Raw genomic sequence first — 12,285 nt, 5'->3', positions numbered from 1 at the left:
AGAATTTGTATATTCTATGTGTCGCCGTTGCAGAAATTGTCCCTTTGCTGCAAAATTACCAAGTAAGAAAAACTTGGCCTCTGCCAAGTCTTACGTTTTCCCTATGCCAATCAGAAATTTTATATTCTCCTGATTGGCATAGGGAAAGTACCTGCCAAGACAGGTACTTTGTTCTGCTTACTTTTTCACTTGTAACATATGAACCAAAGAGGTGGCAGCGGCTCCCCTTGTTACCTTCTGGGTAGGCTCGTAGTTAGCCTGTAGTTCGTTCTGTAAACCAAGCCCCAAACTTAAGGCAGCATAGCCCTTCCATTCAGCTGGTACTACTTCGGCATCCTTTGATTTTAGTTGATAAATCTGAGGCAATTTAGCTACTCCATCATAATCCAGCGTATTGATCATCAGTTTTGCTAAATCCAGGCGGCTAAGTTCTTGTTCTAAATTTTGGTCCTCGCCGGGTTCAATAATGCCAAGGCTAATGGCTGCACTGATAACTCTCTTTACCTGTTCATCCTTTTCTTTTCCCTGTAGGATCCGATAAACGGGTTCCTGGTACCAACCACGACTGGCCACTAACATTTCCAAGGCCTCTAACTTATTGATGTTGCGGTCTGGATAAAATTTGCCATCCTGACTTTTTACAATATTGGCTTTGGCCAGCAGGTTGATATCGTTCTCTGCGGGGTTGCCGGCAATATCGGTAAACACATTGGTTTGTTTCGGCGGTACAGGCTGGCCGTTCCAGCCTAAGAGTTGACCGGTCTTGGCATCCAACATCGTAGAAGCGTCATTTTTTAAACGGTAGACCAGATTTAACGGAGCATCGTTTTTCCCTCGAGTGAGGCGTAAATATTCTAGTTTTAACCCGCCATCAGCCAGGAAAGCCGTTACCGCTTTCGGTTGCTCCAGGCTTCCTTGGGTATTCGGGAAGGATAAGTTCCACCAAATCATACGGTAACTGGTAATCTCCCCGGTAAAGGCATCCACCCGAACCTCAAACCCGTTATTGATAAAGGGAATATTATTCACTAAACGGTCGTAAGAGAAGTGATAACTCCGAGGATTCCCTTTCTCCATATATTCGTCAGGACCACCATTGGCTAGTTTAATCTGGCCGGACCGCGTGGTTTGTTGTTTCTTGATAAACTCTTCTGCCTTTTTTTGGGCCTGTTCCTGGGTTAGCTGGGATTTTTGATCAACCGTGTTGTACTGTGTTTTTTGCCATCTATTAAAAGAAATGAGCTCACCGGTAACTGCATCCACTCCGGCATTCATTGATTCATAGGAGGTGCTGCTTTCACCGTTCCAGTAAAAATTCCATATTTTCTGTTCGGGGTATTGATAATCCTGGGTTAGGCGGCTTTCTGTTTGCTTTAAATCGGCAGGAACTTGGATCATTTTCTTGAACTGTTCCAAAGCCTTCTCAGCACTAAGTAAGTTCTTATATTTATCCACATCTGCCTGTTCCACTGGTGAAAGTTCTTGTACTGCAGATTTCTCAGCGTTGGCCATGCCAGCGGCACCATCCATAGCACGGTCATAATAAGAGTAACCGCTATCGTTGATTACTTCACCCTTAAAGGCATCAATGAACAGGCCGGTTCCCTTTTTAATGCGGTACGCTAGCTTAACCGGGGCATCCTTGGCCCCGGATCTTTGAGGCCGGAAATAGATTAATTCTACATTTTCCCCAAACACCTTTTCAGCTTGGGCAGAGGAGATCTTACCAGCGGGAGAGGGAAAGCTTACCTGATCCTGCCATTGGAGGTTGAAACCCACGAACTGGCCGGTATCCCCATTAAAACGTACATTAATATTGTGCTCGGGGAAGGAAACACCATTAACGACTCTGGTAAAGTTATAATAATATTCCGCAGAACCCCGTTCTCCAAAACCGTAGAAGGGGTTATCCTGATTGGGAGTTAGCGTAACCTGGGCCATGTAATCAGGTACTAATTTTTTAGCCCACTCTGTCGCTGCCTTTGCTCCTTCATCATAGGAATATTTGGGTATGCCACTGAACCTTTGGCCGGGAGGCAGATCCTCCCACCGATCCATACCAAGGATTTCCCCGGTAACGGCATTAATACGTACCGAGATATTACCCCTTGGTTCGGTATTCTTCGTCCAATTAAGCTGCCATTCAGTTCTACCGTCGTAGGTATTGATGCCGCTTTCAAACTGTTCGTATGTAGGACTGATAGCAAAGATCTCTTTGGCTTTGGTAATGGCCTGATCCAGGGGGAGCTTGGCCTGCGAAAGGTCGCCGTTTATTTTAGGCGAAGGTATGGGTGCTACTGAGGCTTTGGCCGCTTCGGCCATGGTCAGTGGGCTTAGAATCAGCCCACCGCATAAGCAGCTGGCCATCAGGGCACTAATCATCTTTTTTGACAAAGGAACACACTCCTTATCGTAAAACTTTACCTATAAGACGGGGAAGGAGGGGGTTCTGTTACAAGGGATTTATTATTTATTACCACTATTGAGTAATAAATAATTGGCCATTGGCCTTTGGGTTTTTCGCCAAAAAAAATCCCCGGGTTATCCCAGGGATCAAAGAGGTTTGCTTATTTCGTAGTTTGTAATGATGGCTTCTGCTACGGCCTTCATACTGGTACGTTTTTTCATGGCTGTTTGCTGAATCATCTTATAGGCCTGTTCTTCGGAAAAGCCCCTTTGTTTAATGAGGATTCCCTTAGCCCGTTCGATTATTTTTCTAGACTTGATCGTCTCCTGTAGTTCATTTAGTCGCTCATGCAACTGGACAATTCTTCTATGGGAGGCGGCTGCACTTTCTATGGCCGCATAGAGGTGGTCATCCAGATAGGGTCTCATCAGAAAGGCTGCGGTGACATCTCTGGCCCTTTCAACCAGCCCTTTGTTGCCCTGGGAGATCATTAATATGGCAGGCGCCAGATGTTCTTCGGTAAGGATTTTGGCCACCTGCATACCATCCAGCACCGGTAGGCGATCATCCAGCAGTACAACCTCCGGAGTTGTGGAACGCACAGCCTTCAGGGCGTTCATGCCGCTGGTGGCTTCGGCCACAACCCGGTAGCCCTGTCTGGTTATGATTTGCCTTAATTGTGTCAGTTCGTTATTGTCTCCACTGGCAATGACGATCCTTCTCTGCATAAACCGTCTCCTAATTAGTCGGTATAAAAACGGGGTACACGGCTCCCCACCCAGCACACCACTTCGTAGTTGATGGTGCCCGACCAGGCAGCCACTTCTTCTACTGGTAGTATATCATGATCCCTTTGACCAAAGATAATTACCTCATCATTAACCTTTACCCCAGGAATTTCACCCACATCCACCATACACTGGTCCATGCAGACTCGTCCCACCACAGGGGCCCGTTGGCCCTTTACCAACACTTGGCCTCGGGAGGATAGCACCCGAGGGTACCCATCAGCATAGCCCAGAGGCAAGGAGGCAATTACGGTATCCTTTGGCACCATGTAGGTACAGCCATAACTAATCTTGGTGCCCACAGTTACTTCTTTTAAATGGGCAATCCGAGCCTTTAGGCTCATGGCTGGGCGCAGCTTAATTTTATTATGATCCACCTCTGCTGAGGGGTATAAGCCATACATAATAATGCCTGGCCGCACCATATCCAGGTAAGCATCTGGGAAATCAATAATCGCTGCACTATTGGCTGAGTGACGCAGGGGAAAGGTAATACCCTGCAGTTTAAGTTCATCCAGCAGGGACAAAAACCGGTCTAATTGCCAGCGTGTATAGGTTTTATCGGTTTCATCCGCTGCTGCAAAGTGGGTATAGATTCCTTCACAGAGTAAGCCCGGCAAAGAGCAAACTTGCTTTATTTCCCTTACACCCTTCTCACCACCCGAAAATCCCAGGCGTCCCATACCAGTATCCACCTTTAGGTGTACCCGGGCTGGGATACCAGCTACTTCGGCCAGTTCTGCCAACTGTTCCGCCATATCCAAGCGATAGAGAGTTATGGTTAACTGCTGCTGCAAGGCCTGTTCCATCTGCTCCCTGGTCAGAAAACCAAAGATTAAAATAGGTGCCTCAATGCCTATCTCTCGTAGTTCAAGGGCCTCACAAAGCCTCGCCACAGCTAGGCGAGTGGCCCCTGCCTCCAGTGCAGCCTTAGCCACCTGGACTGCTCCATGACCATATCCATTGGCCTTGACCACAGCCATGATTTCCCGCTCTGTACCAACTAATTTTCTTACTTCCTTTAGGTTATGCCGAATATTTGCTAAGGTAACCTCTGCCCAAATGGGTTCAGACATGTTGGTTCACCTGCCAATTCAAATTGATAAAATTCCTTTTTATTGTAACACACACTAAAAGAAAGTGCTTGGCCGAAGCCAAGCGTATTTTAATATCATCTTCAATTAGTAGGCTTATAATACATCAGCAAGTGGGGTAAAAGGTAGTTTTAAGTCGTCAGCTACTGCCTTATAGGTACACTTACCAGCTGCCACGTTAACCCCTTTAGCCAGAGCACCATTATCTTTTACTGCTTGAACCCAACCTTTATTGGCTAATTGAACAGCATAGGGCAGGGTCACATTGGTCAACGCATAGGTGGAAGTACGAGCTACCGCACCCGGCATATTGGCTACAGAATAGTGAACTACACCGTACTTTTCATAGGAAGGATTGTCGTGTGTGGTTACCCGGTCAATGGTTTCGATCGAGCCGCCTTGGTCAATGGCTACGTCTACAATAACGGACCCCGGTTTCATTGTTTTTACCATGTCTTCTTTTACTAATTTGGGTGCCTTAGCTCCAGGAATTAATACAGCACCTACTAACAGGTCTGCTTCTTTTACAGCTGCCGCGATATTGTAGCTGTTAGACATCATGGTCTTAATCCGTCCACCAAAAATATCATCTAAATAACGGAGACGATCAACACTAACATCAATAATGGTGACATCAGCACCTAAACCCATTGCCATTTTAGCTGCGTTGGTTCCTACAATACCGCCGCCCACAACAACAACCTTGGCAGCAGGAACACCTGGTACGCCACCCAGCAGAACACCTTTACCACCAAAGGTTTTTTCCAGCAAATGGGCACCGATTTGAACAGACATACGTCCGGCTACTTCAGACATGGGAGAGAGCAGGGGCAGTGCGCCGTTATCCAATTGAATGGTTTCATAAGCAATACCGGTTACTTTCTTTTCCAGCAAGGCTGCTGTCAGTTCCGGTTCGGGAGCAAGGTGTAAATAGGTAAAGAGAAGTTGGCCTTCTTTGAACAGATCATATTCTTGTTTTAAGGGTTCTTTAACTTTCATAATCATGTCGGAACCATCGAATACTTCTTTCGCTGTAGCCGCAATTTTTGCACCAGCAGCGATATATTCTTCATTGGTAATGCCGCTGCCCAAACCAGCGTTGGTTTCAATAATTACTTGGTGGCCATTGTCGATCATAGCCTTTACACCGGCTGGTGTCATGGCTACACGGTTTTCATTGTTTTTTATTTCCTTTGGTACTCCTACAATCACGTAAATCTCCTCCTCTATGATGTTCATTGATTGAATATTTCTACACCACAAGAAAACGCAAAAACTATGCCAAAAAGAAATCGAGGAAAATATCCTGAAAAAACCCCATCTTTAGACGAGCTTTTCACCATGTGGAACATTATATTTCCACATCATTGATAATATTTCATATATTCGGAAAGTTCTCTTGCCATAAACGGAAAGATTTTTTTACACAATTAACAATCTTTAAAAAATTCACCCCTTGTTACACAAAGTTAACATAAAATAATTAATTTTTATACTCTCTAAAAAGGTCTATTGCACAATGAAGCGATGTTGTGTCGTAGAAGGGGCCGACCTGTGGTCGTCCGCTATTTTGATACACACTATGTAGCCCGCAGGTAATTCATCTGGACGAACGAAGTTCACCCCTACTATCATAAAAGGAGTGCACAAGTTTCGTGCACTCCCCTTTAGGATATCTTTAATTCTTGAATAGCTGTCGGCAGATGGGTTAAAAGATCTCCCGCCAAAGCACTACGCTGCCCCAGGCGTTCCGCAGCCAAATCTCCAGCCAACCCGTGTAAAAAAGTTGCGGCGGCTGCAGACTGTTCGGGTGTTAAACCCTGTGCCATCAATCCGGCCACCACACCCGTGAGGACATCACCGCTGCCTCCACTGGCCATGCCTGGATTGCCCGTAGGATTAATATAAAGTTTCCCACCGGGTACTGCAATAACGGTTCGAGCCCCCTTTAAAATAGTTACCACCTGCCACTCTTTGGCTGCCTTGCAGACTACGTTCAGTCGGTCGTTCTGCACCTCCGTTAAAGGCCTATCCAACAAACGAGCCATCTCACCGGGATGCGGGGTAATTACCGCGGGTACCGTTAAGCAACTGAGGATATCCGTGGCTCCCTGCAAGGCGTTGAGGGCATCGGCATCTATCACAACCGGGATATCCAAGGCAGGCAGCAATGTTTTTACCAGTTCCACAGTTTCCGGTTGGGTGGTAAGACCCGGACCAATGGCTAGTACATCCGCTCTCTTACAGGCCTGCAGGATCTCCTCTAAAGCAGAGCCTGCCAGGGTTCCCTCGGCTGTCTCTGGCAGTCCTATGGTCATAGCTTCATCCAAGGCAGCCGCAACCATTGGTTGACAGTTCCCGGGTAAGGCTAAGGTAACCAATCCGGCACCAGACCTTAATGCCCCTTTGGCTGTCATTCTGGCTGCTCCAACCATACCCCGAGAACCAGCCACCACCAATACATGACCGTACGTTCCCTTGTGCCCCGTAGTGAGCCTCGGTTTAAACCAGGAAGACACCAACTCTCTGGTTAACAGCTGCCTCGGAATGTCTTTATTTTCGATCAGTACCCTTGGCAAAGAAATGTCTGCCACATGCAGTTTCCCGGCATAGCTGGCACCGGGTTCCACTACCAAACCTAGTTTCGGTAGGCCAAAGGTCACTGTCTGGGTAGCTTTAATGCATGGGCCATTTATTTGCCCCGTATCTGCCTCCAACCCCGAAGGAATATCCACCGCCACCACCGGCAGGTTGCTGGCATTGATAAGTTCGATAACCCGCCCTACCCTTTCGTTGACTGTGCCACGGAAACCCGTACCGTAAAGGGCATCTACCACCAGATGGGTATTCAGCAAAGCCACCTTTACAATATTAATGCCATTAACCTGATTGACTTGATAAAAGGGTTGGCCTAATTTTTGCCAAATATGTAGATTGATCCTAGCATCACCCTGAAATTCTTCTGGGTCCGCTAGTAATAACACTTTTACTTGAACTCCCCGATTTAAAAGATGTCGGGCCACCACTAAGCCATCGCCGCCGTTATTACCCTTACCCACTAGAATGGTAACTATTTTGTCTTTGACCTCAGAAATAATGCCTTCAATAATCTCCACCACTCGCCAACCGGCATTTTCCATCAAGACAATGCCCGGTATGCCGTATTTTTCGATGGCCTGAAGATCTATCTGTTTCATTTCTGCTGCTGTTACGACGCGCACTTTATCTATCCTTCCTCCCCTACGGCTACTGCAAATGCCACTGCTCTGCCCCGATCATGGGAGATGCTTACCAGCACCCTGACAATACCCATTTGCTGTGCCAACTCTTCAGCTGGTCCCGAAAGCCTCACCTCGGGTTTCCCTAGATAATTGGGCAATATTTCGATGTTTGTCCATCTCATTTCCCGCAGACCGGTGCCTAATGCCTTCAAAATTGCCTCTTTAGCCGCAAAACGGCCAGCTAGACAATGTACCTTACCACGGCAATGCTCTTGTTCTCCCTGGGTAAACACCCGGTCTAAAAATTGCTGACCGGAACGAGTTACGGCCAGCTCAATTCTCTCTATTTCTATAATATCCGTACCAATCCCCTTCATTCCCTCCACCTCCAGGGCCTTATCCTAGAACCATCTTAAAAACCCAATATTTTCCTAAGCTTTTTGGCCTGAGCTCGGCTAACCGGTACCTCACTGCGGTCTTTATCTTCCAGCACTAAATTATAGGTACCGTTAAAAAAAGGAACGATCTCCTTTACCTTTTGTAAGTTAACAATATAGCAGCGATGCGTACGGAAAAACATACCGCCCCCCAGCCTGACTTCCAGGTCCTTTAAGGTGAAACGAGTAAACAGCTTATCAGAAAAGGTTTTGATATAGACGTAATCCCTTTCAGTAAAGGCATAAAAAACATCTCCAATATCTACCAAGAAAGTTTTGCCCTGTTTCTCTGCTGGAATCCGGTTAATTTTAATGCTCTCACCCGGTTGCCCTTGTGTTTTCGAGATTTCCGAGGTTACAATTCCGGCTGCCGGGATGGGCGTACAGCCCTCCCGCTCCTGCTGGGCTTTGATTACCCGATCGATAGCTCTCTTTAACCGATTCTCGTCGATCGGCTTTAAAATATAGTCAATGGCATTGACATCAAAGGCTTCCAAAGCGTGTTCATCATAGGCTGTAATAAAAATGACGAAGGGCGGTCGGGCAAGTTCTTGAATCACTGCTCCCAGTTGCAAACCACTCATGCCTGGCAGGTTAATATCTAAAAACAGTACCTGGTAATCCAGTGCTTTAATTAATGCCAGGGCCTCGGTGGCACTGGTGGCCTCCCCGACGATTTCAATATGATTAAATTTCCCCAACATGTAGCGTAATTCCTGCCGGGCGGGATATTCGTCATCAACAATTAAGGCCTTTAAAGTCACTGTTAACCGTCCCTTTCTCTTTGAAAAATTTTTTAATCATCATCATGCACTACCAAAGGGACCCGGAGCCATACAGTGGTGCCAAACCCCTGTTCACTCTCAATATTCAGCCCATGTTCCGGGCCAAACAATAATTTTAACCTTTCGTGTACATTGGAGAGGCCCACCCCACTGCCGGAACCAAAACCAGGCTGAAAAATCTTAAGCATAATTTCCGGTGGTATGCCCACACCATCATCCGTAATCGCAATCTCTATTTCATCCCCTCGTAGTTGGGCAGAGATTTGCACCATCCCTTGTCCCTCCTTGGGCGTAATCCCATGACGAATGGCATTTTCCACCAGAGGCTGGACCGTTAAAACCGGTATCCGATAGTGTAGTAGTGATTTATCTATATTCCGCACCACCCGAATCTTTTCCCGAAAACGAGCCTTTTCCAATACCAGATAGGTATTGATGTATTCCGTTTCCTCCTGGAGGGTAATAAAACGTCCGTGACGTTTTAAAGAATGCCGGAAGAAAGAGGCTAGACGGATCAGCAAGCGGCGAGCTGTCTCTGGATTGGTGCGGGTAAACATACTGATGGTATTAATGGTATTAAATAAGAAATGCGGGTTAATTTGAGCCTGTAAGGCGTCTAGTTCTGCTTTGGTGACCAATTGGGACTGTCGGTCTAATTCGGCTAGTTCCATTTGTACACCCAGGAGTTGAGCTACTCCAATGGCCAGCTTTACCACACTGCCAGGAATTTGTCCCTTGTGGGTCTGATAAAGCTTCACAGTACCCGTCACTTCCCCCTTGCAGATTAAGGGGGCAATGACAGCCGACTCCAGAGGACAGTTGCAATCCTTTACCGGGCAGTTAAATTCACTCTTGTTCTGAACAACTTTTAACTCCCCAGTGGCAAGGACTTCTCGGGTGGCCCAAGTCACAATGGAACCTCCCACGGGGTGATTTTCACAGCCCGTCCCCAAAAAGGCCAGTACCTTTTCCCTGTCGGTAATGGCCACAGCTGCCACATCACTGATTTTTTGAATGATTTCGGCTGTTTTATTGGCCGTTTCTTCATTTAAGCCCCGGCGCAAGAAGGGTAGGGTTTCATTGGCAATTTGTAAGGTGGGGGCAAAGGATTTTTCATCCACCCGTACCGTCAGCATCCGCCTTAAAGGACGCAACCCTAAAACAACAAAGGAACCCAGCAAGCTCAAGCAGGAAAAGATCAGCCACTCCAACCACAGGTCTCTGTACAAAAACGAAAAGATAACTCCCAGTATAAGTTGGACAACAACTAAACGGAGCAGGGTGGCCAATTCCGGTACTCGAAAACCCATTTTTTTGTGTAGGTATTGACTCAATAATCTTAATTTTTTCATAACATTATTCTTCTACAAAATTTGTGTGGTTCCTCCCAAAAAAATAAAGGCAGGTCATGTATACCTGCCTTTCCAAATTGATTACGCGTCTTTTTGTCGAATGAGTTGGTTGATTACTGAAGCATCGGCCAGGGTAGAAGTATCTCCAAGTGCTCTTCCTTCGGCGATGTCCTTAAGCAAACGGCGCATGATTTTACCGCTACGGGTCTTGGGTAGTTCCCAAGTGCAGATAATTTCTTCCGGCCTAGCCAACCCACCAATTTTTTTGGCTACATGACTCTTTAAATCCCGTTCTAATTCCGGAGCCCAGGCAATGCCCTCCCGCAGGGTAACAAAAGCGGATACAGCCTGCCCTTTCAGCTCATGATTACGGCCAATTACCGCTGCCTCAGCCACTGCCGGGTGTTCCACCAGGGCACTTTCCACTTCGGCGGTGCCAATACGGTGACCAGAAACATTTATCACATCGTCGACCCGTCCCAATACCCAGATATAGCCATCTTTGTCTCGACGGGCACCGTCCCCGGTAAAGTACATGCCTTCAAATCGACTCCAATATTGATCCACGTAACGCTGAGGATCTTTATAGATGGTACGTAGCATGGAGGGCCAAGGTTTTTTAATCACCAAGTAGCCACTCTCACCTGCTTTCACCGATTCGCCCAATTCATTTACCACATCTGCCGCTACACCTGGCAAAGACATGGTCGCCGCCCCCGGTTTGGTAGGAGTTAGACCAGGTAGCGGGGCAACCATCACACTACCAGTTTCTGTCTGCCACCAAGTATCTACGATAGGACACTTTCCCCCACCGATATGTTCATGGTACCACAACCAGGCTTCGGGGTTAATCGGTTCCCCTACAGACCCTAACAGTCTTAAGGAGGATAGATCCCTACTGGTGGGATAGCTTTCTCCCCATTTCATAAACAAACGGATAGCGGTAGGTGCTGTATAAAAGAGAGTCACCCGGTATTTTTCAATAAGTTCCCAGAACCGATCCCGCTCTGGATAATCCGGTGCTCCTTCAAACATAAATACGGTGGCACCGTTAGCCAGGGGGCCATATACCAGGTAACTGTGGCCAGTGATCCAACCGATATCGGCGGTGCACCAGTAAACATCATCTTCTTTGAGATCAAAAAGATTGCGATGGGTGGAGGTAACCCCGGTCAAATAACCACCCGTTGTATGAACAATCCCCTTAGGTTTGCCAGTGGTACCACTGGTATATAAAATGAAGAGAGTATCCTCGGCATCCATAATTTCCGGTTCACAAGCTATTGAGGCTTCTTTCATCACTTCGTGGTACCAAACATCCCGATCGGATTCCATATATATTTCGCTGCCGGTTCGCTGCACCACCACAACCTTTTCTACACTGGTGCAGTTTACCAGGGCCGCATCCACATTTTGTTTTAGAGGGATGGCCTTCCCCCGGCGCCAACAGGCGTCGGTGGTAACAACTACCCGGGCTTCGGCGTCTTGAATTCTATCCCTTAGGGCCTCGGCAGAAAAACCACCGAAGACCAAACTGTGGGGCGCACCAATACGAGCACAGGCCAACATAGCAATAACTGCCTCGGGAATCATGGGCATATAGATGGTTACTACCTTCCCCTTCGTCACACCCATACCGCGCAGGACATTGGCAAACTTGCTAACTTCCCGGTGCAAATCCTGATAGGTTAGCACCACTTGATCTCCCGGTTCACCTTCGAAAATGATGGCCGCTTTATTTCTGTACCAACTGCTGAGATGACGGTCTACACAGTTTACACAGGCATTTAACTTGCCTCCGACAAACCACTCAGCAAAAGGACTTTGCCACTCCAGTACTTTATCCCATGGCTGATACCAATGCAATTTTTTAGCCTCTTCAGCCCAATAGTTTTCGTAATCGATCCCTGCCCAATCATAGATGCGGCTGTCCCGGACGTTGGCCCGGGCAGAGAAAGACAAATCAGGATAAAACACCTGCTCCTCTGGAGCATATTCCGATTTCATTTGACCTAACATGAAAAACCCTCCCAAGCCTCGTTTTCTTTTATCATACTGAAGAAAAGGCCGGCGAGTAATGTTTTTTCCGTGAAAGGTAAGAAACCCCTATTTTCAAGATCATTGTTTTCCCGAACGGCGATTTCGAGGGCTAAACGGCAGTTACCCGTGCTCTTTTTACCGTTTGGCAACTGAAAATAACC

At 47.1% G+C, this 12,285-nt stretch carries 9 protein-coding genes; all 9 read right to left on the bottom strand.

Annotation, left to right across the window (positions count from 1 at the left end):
- Positions 1-177: 177 nt before the first annotated feature.
- The 9 genes from BUA78_RS13290 to acs all read right to left on the bottom strand — a co-directional run bounded on the left by BUA78_RS13290 (position 178) and on the right by acs (position 12,103).
- Complete coding sequence (locus BUA78_RS13290; protein WP_072915386.1) at positions 178-2,394, bottom strand: YcdB/YcdC domain-containing protein; 2,217 nt, start codon at positions 2,392-2,394, stop codon at positions 178-180.
- Positions 2,395-2,553: 159 nt separating this feature from the next.
- Entirely contained in the window at positions 2,554-3,135 is a 582-nt protein-coding gene (locus tag BUA78_RS13285; RefSeq protein WP_072915384.1) for an ANTAR domain-containing response regulator, read from the bottom strand.
- Between the two features lie 14 nt (positions 3,136-3,149).
- Complete coding sequence (gene alr / locus BUA78_RS13280; protein ID WP_072915381.1) at positions 3,150-4,271, bottom strand: alanine racemase; 1,122 nt, start codon at positions 4,269-4,271, stop codon at positions 3,150-3,152.
- A gap of 114 nt (positions 4,272-4,385) precedes the next feature.
- Positions 4,386-5,501 carry an alanine dehydrogenase gene (ald, locus tag BUA78_RS13275; RefSeq protein ID WP_072915379.1) on the bottom strand — a complete coding sequence of 372 codons (1,116 nt, stop codon included), beginning with the start codon at positions 5,499-5,501 and terminating at the stop codon, positions 4,386-4,388.
- A gap of 455 nt (positions 5,502-5,956) precedes the next feature.
- Complete coding sequence (locus tag BUA78_RS13270; protein ID WP_072915376.1) at positions 5,957-7,510, bottom strand: bifunctional ADP-dependent NAD(P)H-hydrate dehydratase/NAD(P)H-hydrate epimerase; 1,554 nt, start codon at positions 7,508-7,510, stop codon at positions 5,957-5,959.
- Positions 7,511-7,515: 5 nt separating this feature from the next.
- Entirely contained in the window at positions 7,516-7,887 is a 372-nt protein-coding gene (acpS, locus tag BUA78_RS13265) for a holo-ACP synthase (RefSeq protein ID WP_072915375.1), read from the bottom strand.
- 35 nt (positions 7,888-7,922) lie between these two features.
- Entirely contained in the window at positions 7,923-8,711 is a 789-nt protein-coding gene (locus tag BUA78_RS13260) for a LytR/AlgR family response regulator transcription factor (RefSeq protein WP_072915373.1), read from the bottom strand.
- Positions 8,712-8,743: 32 nt separating this feature from the next.
- Positions 8,744-10,084, bottom strand: coding sequence for a histidine kinase (locus BUA78_RS13255; RefSeq protein WP_139257378.1), 1,341 nt, complete (start codon positions 10,082-10,084; stop codon positions 8,744-8,746).
- A gap of 81 nt (positions 10,085-10,165) precedes the next feature.
- Positions 10,166-12,103: an acetate--CoA ligase gene (gene acs, locus BUA78_RS13250; protein WP_072915372.1), complete on the bottom strand. Its 1,938-nt coding sequence runs from the start codon at positions 12,101-12,103 to the stop codon at positions 10,166-10,168.
- Positions 12,104-12,285 lie beyond the last annotated feature (182 nt).

Source organism: Desulforamulus aeronauticus DSM 10349, assembly GCF_900142375.1.
GTDB classification, from domain to species: domain Bacteria; phylum Bacillota; class Desulfotomaculia; order Desulfotomaculales; family Desulfotomaculaceae; genus Desulfotomaculum; species Desulfotomaculum aeronauticum.
The sequence above is the reverse complement of the archived record's forward strand: the minus strand, read 5'-3'. Positions and strand labels throughout refer to the sequence as shown.

Bases quoted from the DNA above. Each gene is read 5' to 3' on its own strand.
- BUA78_RS13285 (WP_072915384.1), bottom strand. From the start codon at position 3,135: ATGCAGAGAAGGATCGTCATTGCCAGTGGAGACAATAACGAACTGACA.
- alr (WP_072915381.1), bottom strand. From the start codon at position 4,271: ATGTCTGAACCCATTTGGGCAGAGGTTACCTTAGCAAATATTCGGCAT.
- acpS (WP_072915375.1), bottom strand. From the start codon at position 7,887: ATGAAGGGGATTGGTACGGATATTATAGAAATAGAGAGAATTGAGCTG.
- BUA78_RS13255 (WP_139257378.1), bottom strand. From the start codon at position 10,084: ATGAAAAAATTAAGATTATTGAGTCAATACCTACACAAAAAAATGGGT.
- acs (WP_072915372.1), bottom strand. From the start codon at position 12,103: ATGTTAGGTCAAATGAAATCGGAATATGCTCCAGAGGAGCAGGTGTTT.